This window comes from Kineococcus endophyticus (assembly GCF_040796495.1).
In the GTDB taxonomy this organism is placed as follows: Bacteria; Actinomycetota; Actinomycetes; order Actinomycetales; family Kineococcaceae; genus Kineococcus; species Kineococcus endophyticus.
Window position 1 is genome coordinate 1 of record NZ_JBFNQN010000002.1, and the last position, 26,348, is coordinate 26,348.

Below are 26,348 nucleotides of genomic sequence, written 5' to 3' on the forward strand. Positions count from 1 at the left end.
GGGGGTTGGCCCCCCGCCGGGGCCCGCGCGGGCGCCGCCGGGGAGGGCGCGACGGCCGGTGAGCTCGTGCGCGAGATCGTGACGCGCACGTCACGGGAGTGAGTCGACGACCTCCAGCAGCGGCGCGTAGAGCCGCATCGCGTCGAGGGCGCGGGCGTGGTCGGCGTCGCTCGCCCCCGCGCAGGCGTCGGCGACGACCGTGACCCCGACACCGTCGTCCGCCGCGGGCAGCACGGTCGACAGGACGCAGCAGTCCGTCGACACGCCGCCGACGACGAGCGGTGCGCCGCCGGTCAGGGCCGCCAGCTCCGGTCCCCACTTGCCGAACGTCGTCCGTGTGACGACCTCGAACCCGTTGCCCGCGAACGGGTCGACGAGGTCGTACAGCGGGTCGTCGGCCGGGACGAGGGCGAAGGGGAACTGCTCGTAGTACGGACCCCAGGCACCGGTCGGCCGCTCGGGGGCGACGAAGCGGGTCAGCACGACGCGCGGGGCGAAGCGCTCGGCGAGCCGGGCGCAGGCCGCGGCCGCGGCGTCGAAGCGGGGGGCGGCCCACGGGCTGTCCGGGGCGCCGAAGATGCGCTGCAGGTCGACGAGGACGAGCCACGGGTCGGTCACGCGCGGAACGCTACCCGCGCCGGGTGCGGCACAGTGCTGTCGTGAGCACTCGGCGATTGATCTCCAGCGGCGGACCGTGGGAAGCGGTCGTCGGCTACTCCCGCGCCGTCCGCGTCGGCGACCACGTGAGCGTGGCCGGCACGACCGCCGCCACCCCCGACGGCCCGGCGGGCGGGGACGACCTCGCCGAGCAGACGCGCGTGTGCCTGACGCGCATCCGCGCCGCCCTGCTCGAGGCGGGCGCGACCCTCGAGGACGTCGTGCGCACGCGCATGTTCGTCACCGACATCTCCCGCTGGGAAGAGGTGGGTCGTGTGCACGGCGAGTTCCTCGGGCACGTCCGGCCGGCCGCGACCATGGTCGAGGTGAGCGCCCTCATCGACCCGCGGTTGCTCGTCGAGATCGAGGCGGACGCGGTCATCGTGCGCTGACGTCACCGACCACCGACCGGGCGCAGGTGCTCGGCCTCGACCCACGCCTCGACGAGGACGGGCTCCTCCCCCGGCACGACGTAGACCACCCGCCCGCGCCAGCCTGCCGGGCCGCGGACCCACGCGACGACGATGCCCGGCCACGGGTCCCCGCCGTCGGGCGCCCGCACCCAGCAGTGCCGGACGGCCGGCCGCTCGCCGCGTGACTGCTGCTCGCGCAGGACCTGCTGGCGGCGCACGACCTCGTAGAGGGGCCGCTGCCCGTTCCTGCGCAACTGTCCCCCCGCCACCCGACCACTGTGCCAGAGATCGAACAGGTGTACGAATGTCGAGCGTCCGTCACCCGCGGGCCGAGCACGACGGGTCACCCGAGGTGGTCGCGGAACAGCACTCAGCGAGACCCCGACCAGCCGGTGCTGGGAGCGTTCCCCAGGCCACGTAGCTGTGGACGAGCCCGAGGGGAAGCGGCGGTCGGCGCCCGGGCCGGGTCGCAGCGACGCGGACGCCAGAATGGGCCGGTGACCGCCCCCACGCCCGCGCCGCCCGGTGATCCGGGAGCACTGGTCGGCACCGCAGTCCGCACACGCCGCACGGCTGCCGGTCTCTCGGTGGCCGAGCTGGCTCGCCGCGCGCAGGTGAGCGGGCCGTTCGTCAGCCAACTCGAGAGCGGTCGCTCGTCGGTCAGCATCCCGGTGCTGTACCGCTTGGCGTCGGCGCTGGACTGCGCCGCCAACGACCTCCTGCCGCCCACGGACGGCTCGCGCCGCACCACGCGTGCGGGAGAAGGACCCCGCTACCGGGTGAGCGAGGACGACGAGAGCCGGCCCTCGCAACGGTCTCGACTGCTCACGCGGGCCGGGGAAGGGGTGCTGCTGGAGGCCCACCACTACGTCATCCACCCCGGCGAGGCCGAGCAGGACTGGTTCTCCCAGCCGGGAGAGGTGTTCGTGCACGTGCTGCGAGGAGCCCTGAGCGTGGAGTTCGCCGACGGCAGCAGCTACGACCTCGACGCTGGCGACTCCCTGCACCACGAGGGCGAGGTGCCTCACCGGTGGGTGGTTCGCAACGGCTCTGGTGACGACGACGGCCTGGTCGAGGCCCTCGCCGTCGTCACCGCCTCGAAGAAGCCGTAACACGGTCGTCACCCAGAAGCCGTAAGCAGCACTTACGGTGGCGGCATGAACGCACCCTTCGAGGTCCCCGTCGTCGACATCTCTCCCTACGTCCGTGGCGGCACCGACGCCGAGCGCGCCGTGACGGCCGACGCCATGGACACCGCCTGCCGCACCGTCGGCTTCGTGCAGGTGGTGGGCCACGCGGTGCCGGACGAGGCAGCAGCCGACCTGGCCAGCGCCGTCGACGACTTCTTCGCACTGCCACTGGAGACCAAGAAGCAGTTGTGCGCCCCGAAGGGGGTCAACCGCGGCTACACACCACCGAAGAGCGAGAACTTGTCGCTGTCGCTGGGTCTCCAGGCGGCCGACCGCATGAACGACTTCTTCGAGGCGTTCAACACCGGAGCCGCCGTCGCCGACTACCCCGACGCCTCCGTGCCCCTGGACCCGGCGCTCTACCCGGAGAACCTGTGGCCTGCCGAGTCGCTGGTCCCCGGCTTCCGGCAGCGCGTCCAGACGTGGGAGGCCCAGGCCGGCCGCGTCGCTCGCACCCTGACCGCCGTCTTCGCCGACGCCCTCGGCCTGGAGCCGGACTGGTTCCGTGGAGTGACGGGACACAGCCTCGACGTGCTGCGCATGAACAACTACGCGCTGCCGCCGGGCACCGTCGATCTCGACGGGGACCTGACCGGCATGGGTGAGCACACCGACTACGGCATCGTCACGGTGCTGTGGGCGGACCAGGTCCCGGGCCTGCAGGTGCTGGGACGCGACGGACACTGGCACGACGTCGTGCCCGCCGACGGTGCGCTGCTGGTCAACCTCGGAGACGCCATGGCGCGCTGGACCAACGAGCGCTGGATGTCGACGCTGCACCGCGTGAAACCCCCCGTCGTGGACGGTTCCATCCAGCGGCGCCGGTCCGTGGCCTTCTTCCACGACGGCGACGTCGACGCCGTCGTCACCGCGCTGCCGGGAACGGTCGAGGACGGTGAGGAACCGCTGTACCCGCCAGTCACCATCGGGGAGCACATCTCCGCGAAGCTGGCGGGCTCTCGCGACCTGCAGGAGAACACCGACGCGGTGCGCGAGGCCGCCCGGGTCCTGGCCTCCGCGCGCTGACCCGCGTAGCGCTCCGCGCGGCACGCTCGACGCCGCCGGAGGGCGGGCGGACCTGGACCACGACGGTGGTGGCTCCGGCGCCGAGCCCGTGGCCGGGGATGCGGCAGCACGGCCCGACGAGCTCTCGGGCGCCGAGGCCACGCCCACCGGCACCTCAACCGCACTGCGGCGCCACGAGGAGTGGATGCGACCCCTGGTCGAGGACGTGCAGGACCTGCCCCGCGGCATCGTGGGGTTCGCCTGTCCGCGGACCCGGCTGGGACTGGCCGCGCGCCGCGCCGCAGACGAGGTCCTCACCTCCGCGCTGCTGCGTCCGTTGACGGCCCGGCTCACACGAGTGGCCACCACCGACCGAGAACTCCCCCTGCTCCGCAGCGGTTCAGCCTCGCGGACGTGACCGGCAGGGTGCGGTGACGCAACTCGTCACCCCGCTCGAACTCGAGGCGTGCAGACAGTTCCGTGGCCCACGGCACGCAGGTCGACCCCGGGGGAGGTGGCCGTGGGCCCGACGGGTCTAGTACCGGAAGCCGGCGACCAGCTGGTTCAGGTCCGCCGCGACCCGCGACACGTCCTGGCTGGTGCTGGCCGTGTGCTGCGCCGACGTCGCGGACTGCTGGGCGCCCCCGGCGATCCCGGTCATGTTCAGCGAGATCTCCTGAGCGCCCCCCGACACCTCGGTGACGTTGCGGACCATCTCGGCCGTGGTGGCCGACTGCTCCTCCACCGCCGCCGCGATCGTCCCCTGCAACCCGTCGATGCGGGCGATGACCTCGGAGATCTGCGCGATCGCCGCGGTCGCGGCCGCCGCGTCGGACTGCGTCGCCGCCACCCGGGAGGTGATCTCCTCCGTCGCCCGCGCCGTCTGCATCGCCAACTCCTTCACCTCACCGGCCACCACCGCGAACCCGCGCCCGGCCTCCCCGGCCCGGGCGGCCTCGATGGTCGCGTTCAGCGCCAGGAGGTTCGTCTGCCCCGCGATCGAGGTGATCAGCTTGACGACCTGACCGATCTCCTCGCTGGAGGCCGCCAGTCGCGTCAGCGTCTCGTCCGCCGACGCGGCGGTGGCCACCGCCGTGGCGGCCACACCCGAGGCGTCCGCGGTGGAGGCGGAGATCTCCCGGATGGCGGCGCTCATCTGCTCCCCGGCCGCCGCGACCGTCCCGATGTTCGCGGTGATCTCCTCCGTCGCCCCCGAGACGACCTGCGCCTGCGCCGCGGACTCCTCGGCCCCGGCCGACATCTGGGTGGCCACGACGGTGAGCTCCTCCGAGGAGGCGGCCAGCGTCGTCGCGCTGCCGACGACCTGAGCCATCACGTCACCCAGGCGTTCGGTGGAGGCGTCCAGGGCGGCGGCCACCTGCCCGATCTCATCGCGCTGGTCCAGACCGACCCGCTGGTCCAGCCGTCCCTCGGCCAGTCCACGGACAACGGTCACCACCGCGCTGAGCGGCCCCGCGATGCCCCGGGAGATGACGGTCCCGATGACGACCGCGGCCACCAGGGCGACGGCGATGAGAGCAGCGATCAGGATCAGCGCTCGGTGGTAGTCCGCGGCACCGCTGACCTGCAGGGCCCGGGCGTCGGCGTTCTCCCGCCCGACCATCTCGGTCAACTCGGCGTTGACCTTCTGGTCCAGCGGCACGGTCGTGGCCGCGCGCTGGGTGGCCAGTGCGGCGTAGTTCCCCGAGGCGGCCAGCGGCAAGATCGCGTCGCGCGCGGCGCGGAAGGCGGTCAGGTCGCCCTGGAAGCTCTGCAGTTGTGCCGGGGTCTGCGCCGGGTCGGTGCGCAGGTAGGCCGCCCACTCGGCGTCCAGGGCCTTGTCGTCAGCGGCTTCCGCCTCGGCGGCCTTGGCCCGGCCGGCGTCGTCGACGGCCAGGGCGTAGCCGCTGAGGTCCTTGGTGACCCGGATGAAGGAGGCCTGGGCCTGCCCCAGGTCGGCGACCGAGACGACACTGGTGGCGTACATCGCCTCCAACCGGTCCTGCGCCTTCCCCAGTTCCAGCACCCCGGTCCCCCCGACGGCCAGCATCAACACCCCCATCGCAGCGAAGCCGGCGGTCAGCTTGCGACCCACCGGCCAGTCGCGCAGGCGCATCGAACCGCTGCGAGTCGCCGACTGGGACACCGGTTCGGACGTCAGCGGGGATGTCGGGTGGAAGGGCTGGGTCGTCGGGCGGGGCATGGCGGAACTCCTCGAGACATCGGTGTGGGATGTCCGTGGCGTCGACTGCTGGACTTCGGCCGATGGGCCAGGAGCGGAGACGTCTCGGGCAGCGGCGCGGGTCACGCGCCGTGTCCCTCATCGGAGGTACACCGCGATTCCCGGAGGCCAGGTCACCCGATCGCCGACGACGGAACGCGGACTCGCAGGTGCCGCCCAGACGAGACCCGGTCGATCCTCAGCCGTACGCCCGGACGTGCCACCTGCGCACTACTGCCAGGCGGTCACCGGCGTCGACGATCAGAGGTCCACGCAGACGATGGTGGCGTCCTCCTCCGGACCGTCCGCTCCGGCGAGGTCGAGCAGGTCGGTGATGACGTGCCGGACCACTTCGGCTGCAGCCAGTCCGGGCTGGTGGGCCCCAGCTCGTGCTCGTTCCCGACCCGTCCCACCCCGGCGGAGCCCCGCGGGTCGTCGCCACCGCGCCCCGATCAGCCCTCAGGCCCACACGCTCACCGACCGAAGGTTCCTGGGTGGACTCTCCGGCACAGCGCCGCCTGCTCGAGCAGGCACCGCGGACACTGGTGCTGTTCTGCGCGGTGACGGCGGTCACCGCCATCACCAGCCAGGTGCTCCACCCGACGGCGACGCTGCTGACATCGTCCCTCGGGGGGCCGGTCCCCACGGCTTCGCTGGTCGGGCGGGGAGTGGGCCGGGTCCTGATGTTCGCGGCCGCAGCCGTGGTCCTGTCGTGGCGAGCCCGGGTGCTGGGACCGGAAAGCCGTGTGTGGCGCTACTTCGCCGCCGCTGCCTGGGTGGCCACCGCTGCCGCTGCCGGGGCCGGCGTCCTCGACCTGCTCTCCCTGTGCGGTTCCTCGGGCGCCGCCGGCGGCGGCGGGCTGCTCCTGGGGCTGGGCGTCCTGGGTGCGTGCCCACTGCTCTACCAGGGGCTCGTGCGCTGGAACCGTCGCGGAACGCTGATGTCCGAGCCCGGCGACTGGCTCAACGGGGTCGGCGCCGTCTTCACCCTGACCGCCATCGGCAACCTCCTCCTGCCCGCACTCAGCTCCCCGATCGCGCAGTGGCCCCTGTGGCAGGAGCAGTTGTGGCTGCTGCGGACGTCGGCGGAGATCGTGCTGCTGGGCAGCACCGGCACGGTCCTGCACCTCGGCGGCCTGGTGCGCGATGCGCGGGCGTGGGCTCTGCTGCTCTCCTTCGGCCTCGTGGTGGTCATCGACCTGGCTGCCGTGCACGACGTCGCCGCCGCGGCGGGCAACGGCCGGTTCTCCGAGGTGGGCTGGACGCTCGCCATCGCGGTGCTGGCGGTGGCCGCCGTGGTCCGCACCGACCCGCCGTCGTCGCGGCCGGCCACCACCACGGCCCCCACCACCGGTGCCTTCGTCGTCCTGCTGGCCTCCATCGCCGTGCTCGCAGCAGCGGGGCTCACCAGCGGCGGCTTCCCTGACCACGGGGTGCACGCCGCCGCGGTCGCCGGCGCCCTCGGGGCGGTGAGCGTCGCGGTGCGCGGGGTGCAACTCGTGCGTCTGCTGGCTGACCTGGTCACGAGCCGCCACGAGGCCCTCACCGACGACCTCACCGGGCTGGCCAACCGACGCGCCCTGGACCGTGCGCTGGCGAGTGCTCTCAGCGACCCGCCCAGCGACGACGTCGCCCCGGAGGGCCCCGTCACCCTGATGCTCATCGACCTCGACGGCTTCAAGGACGTCAACGACCGCTTCGGCCACGCCGTCGGCGATGAACTCCTGCGCCGGGCCGGTGCCCTCTTCGAGACGTTGAGCCCACCGCAGTCGGTGTGCGCCCGCCTCGGGGGCGACGAGTTCGCCATCGTGCTGTCCGACACTTCCACGCAAACCTCCTCCGAGGTGGCGCAGGCCCTGTTCACCAGCCTGGCCGAGGCGAGTGCCGAGCCCGTCCTCATCGAAAGCCGGCGACTGGTGGTCCGCGCCAGCGTCGGTGTGGCCACGGCCGCCCCGGGGCATGCCCCGGAGCAACTGCTCCGCCACGCCGACGCGGCCATGTACCGCGCCAAGTCCGCCGGCGGAGCCCGACTCTGCGTGCACGACGAGGCTGCGGCCCTGGCCGACGAGCAGCGGGCCCAGCTGGTCGAGGAGCTGAAGGTCCTGCTGCACTCCCCCGACGCCGCCGACGACCTCGAGGCCGGCCGCGTCGTGGTGCACTACCAACCGCAACTGAGCGCTGCCGGGCACGTCGCCGGAACCGAGGCCCTCGTCCGCTGGGACAACCCGCGCCTGGGTCTGCTGACCCCCGACCGCTTCCTGGACCTCGTCGAGGAACACGCCCTGATGCCCGACCTGACCGCCCAGGTGGTCTGGCTTGCCGTCCACCAGGCGAAGCGCTGGCAGCACGACGGTCACGACCTGCGGATGTCCGTCAACCTGTCCGCCTCGTGCCTGTCCCACCCCCGACTCCTGGTCATGGTCGACGACGTGCTCGCCGAGACCGGGCTCGACCCCGCCAACCTCGTCGTGGAGGTGACCGAGACCTCCCTCATGGCAGACCCCCAGGAGTCCATCGCCCGGTTGCGCGACCTGGCCGCACGCGGAGTCGACATCAGCATCGACGACTACGGCAGTGGCTACTCGTCCCTGGCCTACCTGCACGACCTGCCGGCCACCGAGCTGAAGCTGGACCGTTCCCTGACCGAGCAGGTCACCACCAACCCCCGCACCGCGGACATCGTCGCCGGCACCGTCGCACTGGCGCACCGGTTGGGCCTGCGCGTCATCGCCGAAGGCGTGGAGGACACCGCGACGCTCGCCCAGCTGCACGCTCTCGGCTGCGACGAGACCCAGGGCTACCTGCACGCCCGCCCCATGAGCGCCGACGCCTGCCACGCCTGGCTGACGACTGCCGGGACGACCCGACCGGTCGAACTCGCCGCTGACGCCCGCTGAGCTCCAGCAGCTGAGCGGGCACCAGGACCGGGACAGGACCAGGACAGGACCAGCGGAGACACGGGGTCCGCGTGGCGGCCTGCGTCGAGGTGACCAGGTCCGGCACTTCGCCGACGTGGGGCACCGTCGCCTCGACGTGACCGGCGCAGCACCGGACACAGGCGAGCAGGGCAGACTCCCCCGAGCCGGTCGGTCACGATGGCCCGTGACCCGGCCGCGACCCCCGGGCCGCCGGGCACCGGTCCGGGGAAGACCAGCGCGATCGTGAGGACTGAACAACGTGGGACCCGTCCTGCCGGACACCGGCTCGGCCTCGACCGCAGGAGCACGTGCCGTTTCCGACCGGATCGGCGCCCACCGCCTGGCGCTGCACGCGGCGTGGCTCCTGCGACGGGGTCTGGGGTTGCTCCTCCTGCTGTCGCTGGTCCTCGTGGTCGCGGCTGCCCCGGCGCAGGCGGCTTCTGACACCGGCACCGGGCGGGCACCGGTGGTCCTGGTCGGGTTCTCCGGCGTCCGCTGGACCGACGTGTCCACGACGGCGACGCCGGCGCTGGCGTCGATGACCTCGGGGGCCATCGGCACGGTCGCCGTCCGCAGCGTCTTCACGGCCGCCTGCCCCGTCGACGGGTGGCTGGGCCTGTCCGCTGGCCGGCGGGCGACCGCCTTCGACGGGACGGACCACGAGCACGAGGACGCGGCGTGCGCACCGGTCGCCGACCCCGTGGGCGGGGTGCAGCCCGACTTCACCCGGTACCGGCAGATCGCCGAGGACGGGACCTTCGACGCCGTGCCGGGGACCCTGGGACAGGCCCTCGCCGACGGCGGTGCGACGACGTTGTCGATCGGGCCCGGGGCCGGGATCGCCCTGGCCCGCACCGACGGGTCCCTGGGTGACCACCTGTCGCTGAGCAGCTGTAAGTACACCGCCCCGGCCGTGGTCGGCGAGGACGTCCAGCGCGCCCTGGAGTCCGGGACGGACGTGGTCGTCGTCGACGCCGGCACGGTCCGCGACCCCGCCGACCTGCCCGCCCGGGAGTCCGCCCCCACGACCTCACGCGCCACGCAGGTCGCCGCCGTCGACGCCGCCGTCGCCGCCGTCCAGCAGGCGGTGGACGACTCCACGGGAGCTGAGGCCACCACCGTGCTCGCCGTCTCCCTCGCCGACTCCGGGAAGACCCCCCACCTGCAGTACGCGGCCGCGACCGGACCACGACCCGCCTCCGGCTCCAGCTCCGACTCGGCCCGCGGGGACTACCGGGGACTGCTCGGTTCCCGCGCCACCCGGGAGCAGGGCATCGTCCAGACCACCGACCTGACCCCCACCGTGCTGGCCCTGGCCCTCGGCTCCGACCACGGGACCGCCGGCCTGGTGGGGGCGCCGGTCACGAGCACCGACGCCGGCCTGTCCGCGGCGCAGCGCCGGGAGAAGGTCGAGGACCTCGACGCGGCGGCGCAGGCCGTCCAGCCGCTCGTCGCGCCCTTCTTCGTCCTCTGGGGTGCCACCCAGCTCGTCCTGTACGCCGTCGGGGCCCTCGCGCTGCGCCGAGGGTGGGGCGGCTCCGCGGGCCGGCGGCGGATCCTCCGCGGACTGCGCACCGTGGCCGTCCTGTACGGCTCGGTCGGCGCATCCACGTTCCTGGCCAACACGATCCCCTGGTGGCGGGCGGGCAGCTCGGTGGGCGCGCACCTGCTGGCGGTGACCGGTGCCGTCGCCCTGTACGCCACCCTCGTCACCGCCCTGGCGCTGCTGGGACCGTGGCGGAGGGGGGCGCTCGGTCCGGTGGGGTTCGTCGGGTTCACCACCGCCGCGGTGCTGGCGGTGGACTGCGCAACGGGTTCCCGGCTCATCACCTCCAGCCTCAACGGCGAGCAGCCGGTGGTGGCCGGGCGCTTCTACGGCCTGGGCAACCAGGAGTTCGCCCTCTTCGCCACCGGTTCCCTGCTCTTCGCCGTCGCGGTCGCCGACCACCTCGTCCGCGCCGGGCGGCGGCGCGCGGCTGTGGCTGTCGTCGCGGTCGTGGGGGTGGCGGCGACCTTCGTCGACGGGGTCCTGGGCAGCGACTTCGGTGGTCCCCCGGCGCTGCTGCCGGCGTTCGGGCTGCTCGCCCTGGTCGTGGGCGGGGTCCGCGCCACCGCACGGCGCGTGGTGCTCCTCCTCGGTGCGACCGTCCTCGTCCTGGTGGCGATCTCGGTGGCGGACTGGTTGCGACCGGCCGACGACCAGACGCACCTGGGCCGGTTCGTCCAGAGCGTCCTGGACGGCGGGGCGTGGCTGGTCATCGGGCGCAAGGCCGTGCAGAACGCGCAGATCCTCTCCGACAGCTGGCTGCTCGTCCTGCTCCTGGGGCCCGCCGCAGTGTTCCTCGCCGTCGCCCTGGCCCGCCCCGCCGTCCTCGGCGCCTCGGGCGCCGCGGTGCTGCAGCGCGCCTACGACCAGCACCCCGTCCTGAGACCCGGGTTGGCGTCCCTGCTGGTGCTGCTGGCGATCGGCTTCGCCGCCAACGACTCCGGGACGGTCGTCCCCGCCGTCGGCGCGATGCTCGCCGTCCCCCTCCTCATCGCCCTCCTGACGCGGGTGCTGGAGGTTCCCGCAGCACTCCTGCCGGACCCGGCACCGGCGGTGGACTGACGACGGTCCTCGGCCAGGGTCAGACCCACCCGAGGACGGCAGCACGGACGTCGGCCCGCCCCAGGAGGGCGGCGCACCAGAGGAAGTGGCCGTCCGCGTCGGAGCTGTAGGCGTCGGCGCCGACGAGGGCGTACACCGCCTTGTACCGCAGGACGTCCGCCCGGTCGACACTGAACGCCTCGACGAAGAGGTCGGTCAGGCGCCGGTCCGTGCGCAGGGCGTGCGGCCCGTACATGTCGAAGAAGCTCGACGTCGTGGCCATCTCGAGCACGGGGTCCGCCGGCATGGTCAGGAAACCCCAGTCCAGCACGGAGCTGAGGCGGCAGTCGTCGTCCACCAGGACGTTCTCCGGGCAGATGTCCCCGTGCTGCAGCGAGGTCACGACGTCCTGCCGCGCCTCCAGGAAGGCACTGCAGGCCGAGCGCAGGTCGTCGACACCGTCGACGTGCGAGCGCAGAAGGTCGACCGAACCCCGGCCGCGGCCCGCGAGCAACTGCTGCAAGGGCGTCGACCAGTTCTGCGCGGTGGTCCTCGCTCTGCCACCCAGCAGAGGCAGTTCCGGCGCCGCGACCGGCTGCTGTCCACCGAGCGTGTGCAGCGCGCTCAGCAGTTCGACCAGCACCTCCTCGGCGCGCACGTCGAGGTACCCGGTGGACGGGTCGTGGAAGTCGCCGATGCTCCGCCCGCGCAGCCACGGTTGCCGCTGCAGGACACGGCCGTCGGGCAGTGCGAACCGCCCGAGCGTCGCCGGGACGGCGAATGGGAGACCACGTCCGCTCAGTTCCTCGAGCAGTCGGTCCAGGGGCCCGGTGGTCGTCCCGGATCGGGGAAGCCGTGCGACGGTGTTCTCGTCGAGGGCGTAGACGTCGGCCTCCATGCCTGCCCCGAGCCAGTGCGCACCAGGGTGGCCGAGGGCCCGCAACTGGGCGAGCACCGGGTCGGGCCTGTCCATCCCGCCGCCCGCGGAGCTCACGGCCGGTACTCTTCGATGTCGTGTTCCCGGCGGAACGAGCGGGACCCGTCCTCGCTCATCCACTGCACGTGCCACTGCTCACCGACGAAGACGAAGACGCCACGGTCGAAGTCGTCGAGGATCGTGAGCAGGTCCTGCCCCGTCGAGACGAAGTCGCTGACCACGTCGCCGCCCTCGAACCAGAGCCCTCCGAGCCGGTACCGGGCCGCCGACCAGGACCGCCACCACAGGTGCCCGCCCGTGCACGTCCACTCGGTGTCGACCCGGCAGTACAGGACCGCGAGACGTCCGTCGGCGCGCCGCAGCAGGGCACCGCGGTCCCGGCACGCCTCGACCCGCTCGTCGCGCGGGGGCCTCTTCCGCTCCGGGGGCTTCCAGGACACCAGCCGATGGTCTCAGGCGCCGCGCCTCACCCCGTCGGGAACTGCCTCAGGTGCGCGGCGAGAGCTCGCAACCGGCGGCTGGTCTCCCACCGGAACGCCCGCAGGGCCACGAACTCCACGGGGCGGCGCAACACCGCCGGCGCGCCCGTGAAGGTGAGCGTGTAGACCACCTCGCTGCTGCGACCGTCGTCGAGGTCGCGGTGGCGCATCGAGGCCGCCCACACCGCGAAGAACGGCGACCGCGAGGTGAGCGTCACCGCGGCGAGGTCGGGACGGCGGAACGTCACGTACCGGGTGCGGAAGGACAGCCCCCCGAGCGACCAGCGCGCCCGGCACACGGCTTCCACGCCGCGGGCGGGTGACGCGCCGTCGACGGTGAACGCTTCGCGCAGCAACGTGTCCCACGCCAGCCGGTGGGGGTAGTCGTGGACCACGTCGAAGGCGACCGCGGCGGGTACGGGCAGGACCTGGCGGACGACCGCGTGCGCGCTCACCTCCTCAGCCTGCCAGCCCGTGCGGCTGCGCGGGAGCGGACCTAGGGTCGGCCCGACATCCCGCGCACCCCAGGAGAAACCCGTGACCGACAGCCCCGACGCCGACCGCGTCCACCTCGCCCGCGCCGTGGAACTGGCGTCGGCGAACGTCGAGGAGGGTGGGAAGCCCTTCGGGTGCGTCGTCGTCGAGCGCGCCTCCGGCGAGGTGCTCGTCGAGGCCGTGAACCGCACCGTGCAGGACGGCGACGTGACGGCGCACGCCGAGATCACCGCCCTGCGCGAACTGGCCTCCCGCGGGCGCAAGCTGCTCGACGGGTGCGACGTCTTCGTGACGGCGTCGCCGTGCCCGATGTGCCTGGGGGCCTTGTACTACGCCGCCCCCGACCGCGTCGTCTACGCCGCGACGCGCGAGCAGGAGGGCGAGCACTACGAGGACGGGGGCCGCTACTTCACCCTCGACAGCTTCTACGGCGAGTACGCCAAGGCCGAGGCCGACCGCCGCCTGCCGATGGGCCAGGGGCCGCACCCGGACCCGCAGGAACCGTTCCGCCGCCACGAAGCCCGGCACCGCGACTGACGCGACTCTCGGGGTTGACCTGCAGTGCACTGCAGGTGGAAGGGTTCCCGCCATGACCGACGCACCGACCACGTACACCCTTCCGGATCTGCCCTACGACTACTCCGCGCTCGAGCCCCACATCTCCGGGGCGATCATGGAGCTGCACCACGACAAGCACCACGCCACCTACGTGGCCGGGGTCAACACCGCCCTGGTGGAGCTGGCCGAGGCCCGCTCCAAGGACGACCTGGCGACGGTCAACCTGCACGAGAAGAACCTCGCGTTCAACCTCGGCGGTCACGTCAACCACTCGGTGTTCTGGCCCAACCTGTCCCCCGACGGCGGCGACAAGCCGACCGGTGAGCTGGCCGCCGCCATCGACGCCGACTTCGGCTCCCTCGACGGCTTCCAGAAGCACTTCGCCGCCACCGCCCTGGGCATCCAGGGTTCGGGCTGGTCGATCCTGGCCTGGGACTCCATCGGCCAGAAGCTCATCAACGTCCAGCTGTACGACCAGCAGGGCAACATCGCCCTGGGCCTGGTCCCGATCGTCGTGCTGGACATGTGGGAGCACGCGTTCTACCTGGACTACAAGAACGTCAAGCCCGACTACGTCAAGGCCTGGTGGAACGTCGTGAACTGGGCCGACGCCCAGCAGCGCTTCGACCGCGCCCGCACCCAGACGAACGGCCTCATCCTCCCCTGATGAGGAGCCGCGCCGACCGGCGGTGAGCGAGTCTTCGGACCGGGGATGGGACCGGGGCGGGCGTCGTCCTGACGACCGGCGGGCCGGTCCGACGGCTGCAACGAGGTGGGACCGAGCGTGGGAACACCGGTGGGTGTCCGTTCGGCGTCGTCGGGGCGACCGGTTCGGGACACCCACGTCTCACTCCACGTGGGTGTCCGCGTGGGTGCCCCCGTGGGTGTCCCGCGCGGCGCGGCATCGGACCGGAGGTGGGACCGGCGCGAGCGTCGTCCGGGCGACCGGCGCGCCGGTCCCACGGCTGCAACGACGTCGAACCGGCTGTGGGACCGGGTGTCGGACCGGGCGCGGGAACACCCGTGGGTGCCCTCCGCTCGTCGCCGGATCGGCCAGTTCGGAACCCTCACCCCACGACGCCGCCCCGGTCGGCGGCCCGCGGGGCGACGGCCCCCGCGAGCGCGATCCCGACGCCGCAGAACACCAGCGGGAGGACGAGGGCCGTCGTCAACCCGACGCCACCGGCGAGCCAACCGATCACGGCGGGACCGGCGAGCAGCCCGACGTACCCGGCGCTCACCACCCGGGAGATGGTGACGCCCGGGTTCGCGACGCCGAGGTTTCCCGCCGCCGTGAAGATCTGCGGCACGATCCCGGACAACCCGAGCCCGAACACGACCCAGCCCGGCAACGTCAGCGGAAAACCCCCGGCGGTGGGGCTGAGGACGACGACGAGCATGCCGACGGCCGCGAGCGCCGACCCCACCCGCACGACGCTCACGGGGCCGAACCGGTGGGCGACGGGGTCGGCGGCGAACCGCCCGGCCGTCATCGCCACCGCGAAGGCCGCGTAGGCCAGCGAGGCCGAGGCGGCCGAGCGCCCCAGGTCCTCCACCGCCTGCAGGGCGCTCCAGTCGTTCGCCGTGCCCTCGGCGAGCATGAGCAGGAACGCCATGAGCGCGAGGGCGAGGAGCCGCCCGGTGGGACGGGGAGCCGTCGGCACCGCGGCGGGGTTCTCGGGGGCCGGGTCTGCGGACCCGGTGCTGCGGGTGAGGACGAAGGGCAGGCTGACGAGCGCGAGCACCGCGACCACGACCGCCCCGACGGCGAGCGTGGGCAGCAGCGCGAGACCCGCCGCCTGCAGCACGGCTCCCAGGCCCGCGCCGAGCGCGCCACCGACCGAGAAGAACGCGTGGAAGCTGGACATGATCGGGCGGCCCCACGCCCGCTCGACGACGACGGCCTGCTCGTTCATGGCGACGTCGACGGCGCCGTTGCCCAACCCCAGCACGAACAGTGCGGCACCCAGGTGCCAGGGAACTGTGGCCAGCCCCGGCAGCAGCACGCCGACGACCAGCAGGACGGCCCCGACCGCCGCCACGGGCCGGCTCCCGACCCGGTCCACGAGCGGCCCACTGGCCTGCATCGCGACGACCGACCCGGCGCCGAGCAGGAGCAGCAGACCCCCGAGGACGCCGTGCGAGATGCCCAGGCGTTCCTGGACCCCGGGGATGTTGACCACCCACGTGGCGAGGGCGAGACCCGTCAGGAGGAACAGACCGACCACGGCGACGCGGGGGCGCCACAGCGCGGAACGATCGGGGGCCGCCGTGGCGGCGGCGGGCGTCGAAGACATGCGTACGAGCGTACACATGATGCGGACGGTCGTACACTCATCGCGTGACGGACCACTTCGCGGGCGAACGGCACACGAACCTCCACTCCGCGCTCGCAGGCACCTCGTGACGGAACAGCGGGCCCGCCGCACCGATCCGCACCGGCGCGAACGCATCGTCGAGGCCACGGTGGAGTGCATCGCCGAGCACGGCGTCGCGGGCACCTCGCACCGGAGGGTCGCGCAGCTCGCCGACGTCCCGCTGGGGTCGATGACTTACCACTTCGCGGGGATGGACGAACTCCTGCGGGAGGCGTTCACCACGTTCGCCCGGCGCATCGAGGCGGCCTTCGCCGAACGCCTCGGGCAGGGCGGGGCCGACGAGGTGCTCGACGCGGTCGTCGACCTCGTCCACGTCGACCTGCAGCGTTCGCGGGCCGAGCACGTGCTCACCTACGAGCTCTACACGCTCGCCGCCCGCCGGCCGGAGTTCCGGGAGATCACGCAGTCCTGGATGCACGCGAGCCGCGAGGTGCTCGGTCGCGTGTTCGACCCCGTCACCGCCCGCCGCCTCGACGCCTACGTCGAGGGCGCGGCCCTGCACATCGCCCTCGACCCCGACCCCCAGCCGCGCGAGCAGACGCGCACGGCGTTGCGACTCCTGGCCGGGCGGTGACGCGGGGTTCACACCGACGCGACGTCCCTCGAGCGCGCGAACGACGCCGACAGCGACCGGTACTGCGGACTGCACAGCGCGACGAGCGTCGCGACGACGCCGAGGATCCCCGTGACGACGAACACGAGGGCGATCGCCCGGGCCTGCCCGGTGCCGAACCACCCTCCGATCGCGTCGGCGCCCGCGCCGTCCGTCATGAAGGGGACGACGACGAACTGCGTGAGCGGCCCGACGAGGAACGCCGTCACCGGGGAGGCCGCCTGTTCGACGCTCTGGGCGAAGCCGAACACCCGGCCCTGCCGTTCGTAGGGCACGACCCGTTGCAGCACCGTCTGTTCGGCCGCCTCCGCGAACGGCATGAGCAGCATGAAAACGGCCATCGCGACGGTCAGCGTCACCACGGAGGACACGAGTGGGAACGCGAACGTCACCGCCCACGACGCGACGTTCACCAGCAGCAGGACGCGGACGGGTCGGCTGCCCAGCCCGACGCGGGCCACGAGCAGACCGCCGACGATCATCAGTGCGCTCAACCCGCCCCAGAGCAGACCCCACGCCTGCACGGACACCAGGGACAACCCGTAGGCGTCCATGAGCGCCATGAACCCGCCGGCGATGAAGTTGTTGAAGCAGCTGAACGCGACGAGCGGTACGAGCCCCGGCACCGACCGGACGAGCCGCCACGTCCCCCGGAGGTCCACTCCCCCCGCCGCGGGCCCCTCCTCGTCCGTGCTGAGCACCCGCGTCTCGGGCACGTGGACGGTCGCGAGGTGGACCACGGCCGCCACCAGCACGACGAGGGCGAGGACGAGGACCCACAGCATCCCCCCGGCCGCGACGAGCACGCCGCTGATCACCGACGTCACGAGCATCGACACCCCGCCCACGGTGCCGAGCAGTCCGTTGGCCCGGTCGCGCCGGTCGGCCGGGACGAGCAGCGTGACGAGGGTGGGCAGGGCGATGCCCCGCGGGTTCCCCGCGATGACCCCGCCCATGAGGAGCACGATGAACGCCCACAACTGCCAGGACGCGACGTCCGCGAACACCGCCGGCGGTGTCAGCAGGTACAGCCCGAGGCAGAGCCCGTAGACCAGGAACGAGGCGACGGCCGACCCCTGCAGGACGGTCCGCTTGTGGTGGCCGTCGACGAGGCTGCCGAACCAGATCCCCGTCGCCGCCGTGGCCACCACGAAGATCCCCGCGATCATGCCGGTCGCGAACACCGACCGCGTCGCCAGGAACACCCAGAACGTCAGGGCGAACCAGACCGTGTAGTTCAGGACGTTGACGACACCGTGGTTCACGAGCAGGTGCAGGAACGTCCGCTCGGTGCCGTGCCGGAGGTCCAGCCGCGGGCTGGGGGCGTCGGAGGTGGGCACGTCGTCTCCTGTCGTCGGCGTCAGGACGCTGCGGGGCGCGGCGTCTCCTCCTCCGACCCGTCCGGGCGCCCGAACTCATCGCCGAGCGTCCCACGTCACCGTTCGCGGGCGACAGCCGTTTCCGGGGCGCCCCAGCTCGCGAGCAGCGGCAGCACCCGCGCCGTGGGCGAGTCGGCCTCGACGGTGTAGACGACGAGACGCTGGTCGGGGTCGAGGGGAGCCACCACCGACTCGATCCCGAAGGTGAGAGCCCCCGCCTCCGGGTGGTCGACGTGCTTGGTCACCGACGTGCGGAACGTGACGCCCTGGTCGGCCCACCACCGGGCGACGTCGGGGTCCTGCGCGCGCAGCTCCTCGACGAGCGCGACCAGGCGCCGGTCGTCGGGGCGGCGGCCGAGCTCGTAGCGCAGGGCGCCGACCGCCGGAGCCGCGAAGTCGGCCCAGTTCACGATGCGGACGCGGGCGCCGGGGTCGAGGAACAACCACCGCGCGAACGAGGACCCGGGCTCCATGGGCGTCCCGAGCACCGCGCTCAGCAAACCGTTGCGCGCCAGCACCTCCGAGCGCCGCCCGAGCAGCAGCGCGGGGACGTGCGCGAGGGTGTCCAGCAGCCGCAGCAACCCCGGGTCGGCACGCTGCGGCGCCTCGGGAGCGGAACGTCGGCGCCGGGAGGTGGGCGCGGCGAGGTCGAGCAGGTGGGCGCGTTCGAGGTCGTCGAGCTGCAGGGCCCGGGCGAGGGCGTGGACGACGTCCTCGCTGACGGTGGACTGCCGGCCCTGCTCCAGCCGGCTGTAGTGGTCCGGGCTCAGCCCGGCCAGGACGGCCAGTTCCTCCTTGCGCAGCCCCGGCACGCGCCGCGGCCCGGGGAACGCCGTGATGCCGGCCCGGGCCGGGGTCAGGCGGTCTCGCCGGGAGCGCAGGAACGCCCCCAGGGCGGCACGGTCGGCAGGCACTGCCGCAGCGTACGAGGCCGGCGCGGGCCCGGACCTGGTCACGCCGTGCCCGGGCAGGACGCACCCTGGTGGCCCGTCCCGGGTCCGCGTGGAGTGGGGCCATGACCACGCAGACCACCACCTCCCAGAACTCCGACGGGGCTCACCGCACGGTCCTCGTCACGGGCTCCACGAGCGGGATCGGCGCCGCCACCGCCCGCGCCCTGGCCGCCGACGGCTGGACCGTCGTCGTGACCGGCCGGGACGTCGCCCGCGGCGAGGCCGTCGTCGCCGACGTGCGGGCCGGCGGGGGCACCGCCCGGTTCGTGCCCTCCGACCTCGCGGCCTCCCCCGAGGCGCTGCGCACCTTCGCCGCCGCAGCCGTCGACGCGGCGGGCGGCCGGCTCGACGCCGTCGTCCACAACGCGGCTCTGTGCCCGGCCGTCGACACCGTCGGGCTCACCGACGCCGACCTCGAGGCGACGCTCGCCGTCAACGTCCGCGCCCCGCACGTCCTCACCGCCGCCCTGGCCCCCGCGATGGCGGAGCGGGGGCACGGCGCGGTCGTGGTGCTCGGGTCGTGGATGGCCCACGTCGGGCACCCGTTCGTCGGCCTCTACTCCGCCACGAAGGCCGCCGAGGTCCAGCTCGCCCGGTCCTGGGCCGCCGAGTTCGGGCCCCGCGGCGTCCGGGTCAACACCGTGTCCCCCGGCGCCACCCGCACCCCGGTCAACGACGCCGCCGCCGACGTCGTCGACGCGATGACGCTGGGCACCCCGGCGGGCCGACCGGGGCGGCCGGAGGAGGTCGCCGACGCCGTCGCGTGGGTCCTGTCCGAGCGGGCGGCGTACGTCCACGGCGCGGAGATCGCCGTCGACGGGGGCATCACGTCGGTCGCGCGGGCCTGAGCTCCCGGACGTCCTCGCGCAGGTCCACGACGCGGCGCGACACGCGCAGGCGGGTCGGGAGGACGACGGCGGGAGCCCGCAGCGTCCGCAGCGGCAGTGCGCCCACCGACCCGGCCTCGATCACGACGAGGTCCCCCACCGCGAGGCGGCGGGGCAGGACGTCGGCGAGTTCACCCTCGGCCACCTCGGCCCTCACCGGTCGGTGCGTCCCGGCGGACAGGCGCGCCCGCACCGTGTGGTGGACGGCGACGGCGCGCAGGTGCGCGTGCCGCCGCCCGCTCCCGCCGTCACCCGACGGCGACCGCCAGACGGTGAGCAGGTGGACGGGCAGCTCGCGCTCGCGGCGCAGGACCCAGTCCGCCACCGCGTCCTCGGGCGAGCCCACGACCAGCAGCCGACGCGGTGGGGTGAGCACCGCGCGGGGACCGACGAGGACGACCGGCCCGGGCGAGGCGGCGAGGACCGCGGCGAGGACCCCCTCCCCCGGACCCCGGGGGCCGACGTCGCGGCCGCACCCCAGCACGAGGTCCGCCCCCTCCTGCGCCGCGTGGACGAGGGTGCGGACGGGGTCGTCGGTGGTGAGGGTCACGTCGACGGCGGGTTCACGGCCCGGGACGCGTTCCAGCTCCTCGGCCAGCAGCTCGTCGAGGTCGGCGTGCGTGCCACCGGGACCCACCACCACGTGCAGGGGACGCCCCGCGGCGGCACTGGACTGGACGGCCCACCGCAGCGCGCGCCGGGACGCGCCCGAGCCGGAGAAACCCACCGTCGTCGCTCGCACGCCGCCTCCTCGCGGTCGGGAGCCGGGCTCGTCGTCCGGCCCTCCGATGGTGCCCCCGGACGCCGCCGCCCACAACGGGTGAGAGGTCAGCCCCCCGCCATCGTGCGCGCGATGTCCGAGGCCGAGTCACCCGAACGGCGCAGCACGAGCGCGACCACACCGAGCGCCACGAGGGTCAGCAGCAGCATGAGGGTCGAGACGGCGGCGATCTCCGGTCGCAGGCCGGCGCGCAGGGCCGAGAACACGTAGACGGGCCAGGGGCTCGCCCCCGGCAGCGAGACGAAGCTGGCGACGATCGTGTTGTCGAGGCTGAGCGTGAAGGCCATGAGCCCGCCGGCCAGCACCCCGGGCGCCGCCAGCGGCAGCGTGATGTCGCGGAACCGCCGCCACGGCGTCGCGTAGAGGTCGGCCGCCGCCTCCTCCAGCCGGGAGTCCAGCCCGGCGACGCGGGCCCGGACGATGAACGTCACGACGGCCGTCGACAGCACCGAGTGCGCGATGACGAGACGGGCGATGCCGTTGCCGAACAGCGGCAGCCCGGCCTCGGTGTCGAGGGAGACGAACCAGCCGAGCAGCGAGATCGCGTCGACGATCTCGGGGGTGACGAGCGTGAGCCCGAGCAGCAGCGTCAGCGCGCCGGCCCAGCGGCCGCGGACCCGCGCGAGGGCCAGGCCGGCCAGCGAGCCGATGACGGCGGACAGCAGCGCCGCCCCCGCCGCGCTCTGCAGCGACGTCGCGACGGCCGCGCGGATGACCGGCCGGGACAACCCGGCCGTGTACGCCTCGAACCCCGCCCCGCCCCAGGAGGTCAGCAGGCGCCCGGAGTTGAACGAGTAGACGACGATCACGGCGATGGGCAGGAACAGGAACGCCAGGACCAGGACGCCCCACACACCGAGCAGGGCGTCGGACCGGCTGCGGCGCCGCGCAGGACGGGACCGGACGACGGTGGGCGGACGTTCGTCGATCACAGCGCGACCTCCACGTGGCGACGGGCGCGCCGCACCCGGCGGACGACGAGCACCCCGAGGGCGGTGAGCAGCACGGTGCCCCCGGTGAACAGGATGAGGACGACGGCCATGGCCGACCCGAGCGCCCAGTTCTGGGCCGACTGGAACTGCCCGGCCACGAGCTGGCCGACCATGTTCCCCTTCGCCCCGCCGAGGACCGTGGCCGTGACGTAGTCGCCCATGAGCGGCACGAACACCAGCAGGCTGCCGGAGGCGATCCCGGGGAACGCCAGCGGCAGGGTCACGTCGACGAAGGTGCGCCAGCGGCCGGCGCCCAGGTCGCGGCTGGCCTCGCGCAGCGCCTGGCTCGTGCGTTCCAGCGCGACGTAGAGCGGCAGCAGCATGAGGGGCAGGTAGTTGTAGACCACGCCGAGCTGGACGGCACCGCGGGTGTAGAGGACCTCGAACGGGTCCCCTCCCAGGGCCTGCCACGCCGTCGAGAACGGCCCCTGCGGCGACAGCGCGATCTGCCACCCGAGCGTGCGGACGAGGAAGTTCGTCCAGAACGGCACCATGACGAGGGCCAGCACCAGCCCGCGCCAGCGCGGCGACACCTTGACCGCGAGCCAGTAGGCGAACGGCAGGGCCACCACGAGGCAGACGAGCGTGCCCACCACGGCGATGCGCAGCGTGTTCCAGAAGGTGCGCACGAAGGTGCCCGACAGGGCCTCCCCGTACCGGTCCAGCGACAGGACGTCGTTGGCGTGCGTCCCGAACAGGCCGGGTTTGTAGCCGAAGCTGTACCAGACGACCAGCGCCACGGGAGCCACGAAGAACCCGAGCAGGAACACCCAGGCCGGCAGGGCGAGCGCACCGTAGGGGGTGCGCAGCCGTCGGAGCATCAGTTCCCCGCCGCGGCGCGGATCGCGTCCACGGCCTCGACGATGGCCTGGTGCCCGCTGTTGAGGACGCTGGCGGTGAGGCGGTCGACGATGCTCTTGTCGGGGAACACGAGCTCGGGACGGTCGAGCCCGGCGGCGGCCGCCTTGGTCCCGATGTCCTTGATGGCCGACGGGTAGCCGGTGTAGAGGACCTCCTTGACGGCCTTGTCCTCCTCGAGCATGAAGTCGATGAACGCGTACGCCGCGTCGGGGTGCTGGGCGCCCTTGGCGATGCACCAGTTGTCGATCCACAGGTTCGCGGTCGGCGTCGGGTACACGTACGTCCACTTGTCGGGCGTGCTCGAGGCGTCGATCCCGAGGCGGGCGTCCCCGTTCCAGCACTGCATGAGGGCGAACGTCGACTGCGCGATGGCGCTGCTGCCGGGGTTGGACTCGAAACCCTTCAGGTGCGGCGCGAGGTCCTTGACGAGGGCCTCGCGCGCCTCCTTGATCTTCGCCTGGTCCTCGGTGTTCGGGTCCACGCCGTTGGCGGCGAACCAGATGCTCGTGACCTCCCAGGGGTCCTCGAGGATCGAGGTGTTCCCGGAGGCCTCCTTCTTGGCCGCGTCGAGGAAGTCGGCCCAGGAGGTGAGCTGCCGCTTGACGACGGTGTTGTCGTAGACGAACCCGGTGGTGCCCCAGTCCTTCGGCACCGACCACTTGTTGTCCGGGTCCCAGTCGCGGCCGAGGTAGGCCGGGTCGAGGTTGGGGAAGTTCTTCAGCCTGCTGTGGTCGAGTTCCTCCAGCAGCCCGTTCTGGGCCATCTGCGGGATGAACAACCCGGTGGGGACGACGATGTCGTACCCGCTGGCGCCGTTCGCGGCGACGAGCTTGGCGATCATCTCCTCGTTCGAGGCGTAGCTGTCGACCTGGAGCTTGGGGCCCGTCGCCTCGAACTCCTTGAGGTTGTCCGGGTCGTCGTAGTCGGCCCAGCTGTAGACGTTGAGGCTGTCCTCGACCTTCCCGTCGGGCGTGACCGCGGACCCGCCACCGCTGTCCTTCCCCCCGCCGCAGGCCGCGAGCGCGGCGGTCGAGGCGAGGGCGGCGAGCACGCTGCGGCGCCGGGTGAGGGCGCGGTCGAGACGGCCGGCGGTCCCGGCGGGGACCAGGGCGGTGGGGTGGTCGGTCACGCGGGGCTCCCGGGGGTCAGGGGGGCGGGGAAGACGTGGACGTTCTCGGGGGCGAAACCGCACCAGACCTCGGCGCCGACCTCGCTGGTGCCGGGCCCGGCGGCGCCGCGCGGGGCGCGGGCCAGCACCTCGACGCCCGAGGAGGTCACGACGACGCGCTGGACGACGTCGCCGAGGTGCGCCACACCGGCGAGGCGGCCGCGGACGCGGTTGGTCGCTGCCTGCGCATCGCCGGTGGTCACCTGGACCGCCTCGGGCCGCACCGCCGCGAGGACGGCCGACCCCTCGGGCAGGTCGACCGCTCGGGTGGCCAGCGTGCCCTCCGGGCAGCGGACCACCCCGGGTTGCACGAGGGTCCCGGGCAGGAAGTTCTGCTTGCCGATGAACCCGGCGACGAACGCGCTGACGGGTTCGGCGTAGACCTCCTCGGGAACCCCGAACTGCTGGACCCGGCCGTCGAGCATGACCGCGATGCGGTCGCTCATCGACAGGGCCTCCTCCTGGTCGTGCGTGACGAACACGAACGTCGTGCCGAGGCTGGTCTGGAGGAGCTTGAGCTCGACCTGCATCTCCTCGCGCAGCTTGCGGTCGAGGGCGGACAGGGGTTCGTCCAGCAGCAGGACCTGCGGCCGGTTGACGAGGGCGCGGGCGAGGGCGACGCGCTGCTGCTGACCGCCGGACAGGGCGCTCGGGGACCGCTGGGCGAAGGCGCTCATGCGCACCATCTCCAGCGCCTCCCCCACCCGGCGACGGATCTCCTGCGCCTCGACCCGCTTGCGCCGCAGTCCCTTCTGCCGCAGGCCGTAGGCGACGTTCTCGGCCACGGTCATGTGCGGGAACAACGCGTACGCCTGGAACACCGTGTTGACGGGCCGCCGGTGCGGGGGCAGCCCGAGGACGGAGGTCCCGTCGATGGCGAGGTCGCCCGCGTCGGGCTGCTCGAACCCGGCGAGCATCCGCAGCAGGGTCGTCTTGCCGCAGCCGCTGGGGCCGAGGAGGGACAGGAACTCCCCGGACCGCACGTGCAGGTCGACGCCGTCGACGGCCGTCGCAGCGCCGAACCGCTTGACGACCCCGGTGATGTCGACTGACCCGCCGCCGGTGCCGGCGAGGGAGGACGTGTCGGGGGCGAGCACACTCACCGTCCCACCGCCGTCAGGTCCGCGGGCTCCGACGCGTCGTGGACGGGGACACCCGCCACGAACGTCAGGTCGGTCCGCACCTCGTGCAGGTCGCGGGGTTCCAGGGCGAACGGGTCCGCGCTGGCGACGGCGAGGTCGGCGACGGCCCCGGGCGCGAGCGTGCCGGCGTCGTCGTGGCGGTTGATCCAGGCCGAACCCTCCGTGTACGCGTGCAGCGCCTGCGTGAGGGTCAGGGCCTGCTCGGGGAAGAACGGTTGCGCGTCGACCCCGGGCGGGGTGCGGTTCACCGCGACGTGCACGGCCTGCCACGGGTCGGGGCTGGACACGGGCCAGTCCGACCCCATGACGAGCCGGGCTCCGGTGCGCAGCAACCCCCCGAAGGGGTACTGCCAGGAGTTCCGCTCCGGCCCCAGCAGGGGTGTGGTCAACGCGGTCATCTGCTCCTCCTCGCAGGCCCACAGCGCCTGGGCGTTGGCGGTGACGTCGAGCGCGGCGAACCGGGGCACGTCGTCGGGGTGGACGACCTGCAGGTGCGCCAGGTGGTGGCGGCCGCCCCGCGACCTCGGGGACCGCCGGGCCAGGGCGACGGCGTCGAGGGCGTCGCGCACGGCGCGGTCCCCGATGACGTGCACGTGGACGTCGAAACCGGCCGCGTCGAGCGCGGGCACGGCCGCCAGCAGCAGGTCCCGGTCCAGGTACGACAGTCCCGTCTCCCCCGAGCTGCAGCCGCAGCCGTCGAGGTACGGGCTGAGCATCGAGGCGGTCCGGTTCTCCGCCACCCCGTCCAGCATGATCTTGACGCTCGTCGTGCGGAACCGGTCCGACCCGGCGGCGGCGACCCGCTCGCGGTGGGCGACGAACCCGGCCACGACGTCGTCGACGTCCTCGACGGTGCGGCCGCGCGGCCACCACAGCGCCCCCACGACGCGGGCGCTGAGCGTGCCGGCGGCGGCCGCGCGCAGGTAGACGGGCGTGGTGTCGGAGTGGCCGGCGTAGCTGCCGACGATGGCGTCCTGCCAGCCGGTCACGCCCACGGAGTGCAGGTACCGCTGGCCCTCGGCGAGTCCCGCGGCGAGGTCGTCCTCGGTGACCGGCGGGAGCAGACGGCTGACGAGGTCCATGGCCCCCTCGTGCAGCGTCCCCGTCGGGGTGCCGTCGGGATCGCGTTCGATGCGGCCGTCGGCGGGGTCGGGGGTGCGGGCGTCGACGCCGGCCAGCTCCAGCGCCCGGCTGTTGGCCCAGGCGCCGTGGTGGTCGCGGTTCAGCAGCAGGACGGGGCGGTCGGGGACGATCCGGTCGAGGTCCTCCCGGCGCGGTGTGCCGCCGGGGAAGTCGGCCATCGACCAGCCCCCGCCGGAGATCCACTCCCCGGGGTGGGCGGCGGCGTACGCGGCGACGCGGTCGAGCGCGGCCTGCGCGCCGTGGACCTCGCTGAGGTCGCAGCCGAGGCGCTCGAGCCCGCCCATGACGGGGTGGACGTGGGCGTCGGTGAAGCCGGGGAGGACGAGCCGGCCGGCGAGGTCGACGGCCTGCGTGCCCGGCCCGGCCCAGGACCTCACCTCGGCGTCGGTCCCGACGGCGGCGACGCGGCCGTCGCTGACGGCCACCGCCGTCGCCGACGGGTGCAGCCCGGAGCCGGTGAAGACCCGTCCGGAGTGCAGGACGAGGTCCGCAGTACCGCTCATGGCATCGGAAGGTACAAGCAGATCGCCTCCGTGACAACGGATTCGGTGTTTCGATCGTGTTGCCACCACCGGTTCCGCCCCTCGACCG

General features: G+C 73.5%; 25 protein-coding genes. 10 read left to right on the forward strand and 15 right to left on the reverse strand.

All coding sequences use genetic code 11. The features are described from left to right. Positions 1–90: 90 nt before the first annotated feature. Positions 91–618 (reverse strand): cysteine hydrolase family protein, encoded by a 528-nt coding sequence (locus AB1207_RS02225; protein ID WP_367636162.1) that lies wholly within the window; start codon positions 616–618, stop codon positions 91–93. A 41-nt stretch (positions 619–659) separates the two neighbouring features. On the opposite strand from AB1207_RS02225, the gene AB1207_RS02230 reads away from it, so the two are divergent. After that, complete coding sequence (locus tag AB1207_RS02230; protein ID WP_367636163.1) at positions 660–1,049, forward strand: RidA family protein; 390 nt, start codon at positions 660–662, stop codon at positions 1,047–1,049. Between the two features lie 2 nt (positions 1,050–1,051). On the opposite strand, the gene AB1207_RS02235 is transcribed toward AB1207_RS02230, so the two are convergent. After that, entirely contained in the window at positions 1,052–1,339 is a 288-nt protein-coding gene (locus tag AB1207_RS02235) for a hypothetical protein (RefSeq protein WP_367636164.1), read from the reverse strand. Between the two features lie 228 nt (positions 1,340–1,567). Between AB1207_RS02235 and AB1207_RS02240 the strand changes: the two genes are divergently transcribed. The 3 genes from AB1207_RS02240 to AB1207_RS02250 all read left to right on the forward strand — a co-directional run bounded on the left by AB1207_RS02240 (position 1,568) and on the right by AB1207_RS02250 (position 3,683). After that, the gene (locus AB1207_RS02240) at positions 1,568–2,182 is read left to right on the forward strand and encodes a helix-turn-helix domain-containing protein (protein WP_367636165.1); all 615 of its coding nucleotides are present in this window, start codon (positions 1,568–1,570) and stop codon (positions 2,180–2,182) included. 45 nt (positions 2,183–2,227) lie between these two features. Beyond that, on the forward strand, positions 2,228–3,286 hold the full coding sequence (locus tag AB1207_RS02245) for an isopenicillin N synthase family dioxygenase (RefSeq protein ID WP_367636166.1): 1,059 nt from the start codon (positions 2,228–2,230) through the stop codon (positions 3,284–3,286). A gap of 184 nt (positions 3,287–3,470) precedes the next feature. Next, on the forward strand, positions 3,471–3,683 hold the full coding sequence (locus AB1207_RS02250; protein WP_367636167.1) for a hypothetical protein: 213 nt from the start codon (positions 3,471–3,473) through the stop codon (positions 3,681–3,683). A gap of 117 nt (positions 3,684–3,800) precedes the next feature. Here the strand turns inward: AB1207_RS02250 and AB1207_RS02255 are convergent, their stop codons facing one another. Next, positions 3,801–5,468 carry a methyl-accepting chemotaxis protein gene (locus AB1207_RS02255; RefSeq protein ID WP_367636168.1) on the reverse strand — a complete coding sequence of 556 codons (1,668 nt, stop codon included), beginning with the start codon at positions 5,466–5,468 and terminating at the stop codon, positions 3,801–3,803. 512 nt (positions 5,469–5,980) lie between these two features. Between AB1207_RS02255 and AB1207_RS02260 the strand changes: the two genes are divergently transcribed. Beyond that, positions 5,981–8,383, forward strand: a complete 2,403-nt coding sequence (locus tag AB1207_RS02260) for a putative bifunctional diguanylate cyclase/phosphodiesterase (RefSeq protein ID WP_367636169.1) — start codon at positions 5,981–5,983, stop codon at positions 8,381–8,383. A gap of 280 nt (positions 8,384–8,663) precedes the next feature. Further along, entirely contained in the window at positions 8,664–11,012 is a 2,349-nt protein-coding gene (locus AB1207_RS02265; RefSeq protein WP_367636170.1) for a hypothetical protein, read from the forward strand. A gap of 19 nt (positions 11,013–11,031) precedes the next feature. Here AB1207_RS02265 and AB1207_RS02270 read toward each other — a convergent pair whose 3' ends face one another. Genes AB1207_RS02270 through AB1207_RS02280 form a run of 3 tightly spaced genes read right to left on the reverse strand, consistent with a single transcriptional unit; the run spans position 11,032 to position 12,862 of the window. Beyond that, a complete protein-coding gene (locus tag AB1207_RS02270; RefSeq protein WP_367636171.1) occupies positions 11,032–11,985 on the reverse strand; it encodes a phosphotransferase family protein in 954 nt (317 codons plus the stop codon). Continuing rightward, positions 11,982–12,368, reverse strand: a complete 387-nt coding sequence (locus tag AB1207_RS02275; RefSeq protein WP_367636172.1) for a hypothetical protein — start codon at positions 12,366–12,368, stop codon at positions 11,982–11,984. Before AB1207_RS02275 ends, AB1207_RS02270 begins: the two co-directional genes overlap by 4 nt. Before the next feature lie 26 nt (positions 12,369–12,394). Further along, on the reverse strand, positions 12,395–12,862 hold the full coding sequence (locus AB1207_RS02280) for an SRPBCC family protein (RefSeq protein ID WP_367636173.1): 468 nt from the start codon (positions 12,860–12,862) through the stop codon (positions 12,395–12,397). Between the two features lie 82 nt (positions 12,863–12,944). Between AB1207_RS02280 and AB1207_RS02285 the strand changes: the two genes are divergently transcribed. Together AB1207_RS02285 and AB1207_RS02290 are read left to right on the forward strand one after the other, a co-directional pair. Continuing rightward, positions 12,945–13,439, forward strand: a complete 495-nt coding sequence (locus tag AB1207_RS02285; protein ID WP_367636174.1) for a nucleoside deaminase — start codon at positions 12,945–12,947, stop codon at positions 13,437–13,439. A 52-nt stretch (positions 13,440–13,491) separates the two neighbouring features. Beyond that, positions 13,492–14,127, forward strand: coding sequence for a superoxide dismutase (locus AB1207_RS02290; protein WP_367636175.1), 636 nt, complete (start codon positions 13,492–13,494; stop codon positions 14,125–14,127). A gap of 400 nt (positions 14,128–14,527) precedes the next feature. Here the strand turns inward: AB1207_RS02290 and AB1207_RS02295 are convergent, their stop codons facing one another. After that, the gene (locus AB1207_RS02295; protein ID WP_367636176.1) at positions 14,528–15,757 is read right to left on the reverse strand and encodes an MFS transporter; all 1,230 of its coding nucleotides are present in this window, start codon (positions 15,755–15,757) and stop codon (positions 14,528–14,530) included. Between the two features lie 106 nt (positions 15,758–15,863). On the opposite strand from AB1207_RS02295, the gene AB1207_RS02300 reads away from it, so the two are divergent. Beyond that, the gene (locus AB1207_RS02300; protein ID WP_367636177.1) at positions 15,864–16,412 is read left to right on the forward strand and encodes a TetR/AcrR family transcriptional regulator; all 549 of its coding nucleotides are present in this window, start codon (positions 15,864–15,866) and stop codon (positions 16,410–16,412) included. Positions 16,413–16,420: 8 nt separating this feature from the next. Here AB1207_RS02300 and AB1207_RS02305 read toward each other — a convergent pair whose 3' ends face one another. Beyond that, positions 16,421–17,791: an MFS transporter gene (locus tag AB1207_RS02305; RefSeq protein WP_367636178.1), complete on the reverse strand. Its 1,371-nt coding sequence runs from the start codon at positions 17,789–17,791 to the stop codon at positions 16,421–16,423. A gap of 95 nt (positions 17,792–17,886) precedes the next feature. After that, complete coding sequence (locus AB1207_RS02310) at positions 17,887–18,744, reverse strand: helix-turn-helix transcriptional regulator (protein ID WP_367636179.1); 858 nt, start codon at positions 18,742–18,744, stop codon at positions 17,887–17,889. 101 nt (positions 18,745–18,845) lie between these two features. Between AB1207_RS02310 and AB1207_RS02315 the strand changes: the two genes are divergently transcribed. Next, complete coding sequence (locus AB1207_RS02315) at positions 18,846–19,631, forward strand: SDR family NAD(P)-dependent oxidoreductase (protein WP_367636180.1); 786 nt, start codon at positions 18,846–18,848, stop codon at positions 19,629–19,631. On the opposite strand, the gene AB1207_RS02320 is transcribed toward AB1207_RS02315, so the two are convergent. The 6 genes from AB1207_RS02320 to AB1207_RS02345 all read right to left on the reverse strand — a co-directional run bounded on the left by AB1207_RS02320 (position 19,609) and on the right by AB1207_RS02345 (position 26,260). Continuing rightward, positions 19,609–20,412, reverse strand: a complete 804-nt coding sequence (locus tag AB1207_RS02320) for a hypothetical protein (RefSeq protein WP_367636181.1) — start codon at positions 20,410–20,412, stop codon at positions 19,609–19,611. The genes AB1207_RS02315 and AB1207_RS02320 overlap by 23 nt on opposite strands. An 86-nt stretch (positions 20,413–20,498) precedes the next feature. Beyond that, on the reverse strand, positions 20,499–21,383 hold the full coding sequence (locus AB1207_RS02325) for an ABC transporter permease (RefSeq protein WP_367636182.1): 885 nt from the start codon (positions 21,381–21,383) through the stop codon (positions 20,499–20,501). Beyond that, on the reverse strand, positions 21,380–22,264 hold the full coding sequence (locus AB1207_RS02330; RefSeq protein WP_367636183.1) for an ABC transporter permease: 885 nt from the start codon (positions 22,262–22,264) through the stop codon (positions 21,380–21,382). The genes AB1207_RS02325 and AB1207_RS02330 overlap by 4 nt, the downstream gene beginning before the upstream one ends. After that, positions 22,264–23,433: a polyamine ABC transporter substrate-binding protein gene (locus AB1207_RS02335; RefSeq protein WP_367636184.1), complete on the reverse strand. Its 1,170-nt coding sequence runs from the start codon at positions 23,431–23,433 to the stop codon at positions 22,264–22,266. Before AB1207_RS02335 ends, AB1207_RS02330 begins: the two co-directional genes overlap by 1 nt. After that, positions 23,430–24,575: an ABC transporter ATP-binding protein gene (locus tag AB1207_RS02340; protein ID WP_367636185.1), complete on the reverse strand. Its 1,146-nt coding sequence runs from the start codon at positions 24,573–24,575 to the stop codon at positions 23,430–23,432. Before AB1207_RS02340 ends, AB1207_RS02335 begins: the two co-directional genes overlap by 4 nt. Beyond that, entirely contained in the window at positions 24,572–26,260 is a 1,689-nt protein-coding gene (locus AB1207_RS02345; protein ID WP_367636186.1) for an amidohydrolase, read from the reverse strand. The genes AB1207_RS02340 and AB1207_RS02345 overlap by 4 nt, the downstream gene beginning before the upstream one ends. Between the last annotated feature and the right edge of the window lie 88 nt (positions 26,261–26,348).

Bases quoted from the DNA above. Each gene is read 5' to 3' on its own strand.
- AB1207_RS02295 (WP_367636176.1), bottom strand. From the start codon at position 15,757: ATGTCTTCGACGCCCGCCGCCGCCACGGCGGCCCCCGATCGTTCCGCG.
- AB1207_RS02345 (WP_367636186.1), bottom strand. From the start codon at position 26,260: ATGAGCGGTACTGCGGACCTCGTCCTGCACTCCGGACGGGTCTTCACC.
- AB1207_RS02290 (WP_367636175.1), top strand. From the start codon at position 13,492: ATGACCGACGCACCGACCACGTACACCCTTCCGGATCTGCCCTACGAC.
- AB1207_RS02330 (WP_367636183.1), bottom strand. From the start codon at position 22,264: ATGCTCCGACGGCTGCGCACCCCCTACGGTGCGCTCGCCCTGCCGGCC.
- AB1207_RS02315 (WP_367636180.1), top strand. From the start codon at position 18,846: ATGACCACGCAGACCACCACCTCCCAGAACTCCGACGGGGCTCACCGC.
- AB1207_RS02250 (WP_367636167.1), top strand. From the start codon at position 3,471: ATGCGACCCCTGGTCGAGGACGTGCAGGACCTGCCCCGCGGCATCGTG.
- AB1207_RS02255 (WP_367636168.1), bottom strand. From the start codon at position 5,468: ATGCCCCGCCCGACGACCCAGCCCTTCCACCCGACATCCCCGCTGACG.
- AB1207_RS02245 (WP_367636166.1), top strand. From the start codon at position 2,228: ATGAACGCACCCTTCGAGGTCCCCGTCGTCGACATCTCTCCCTACGTC.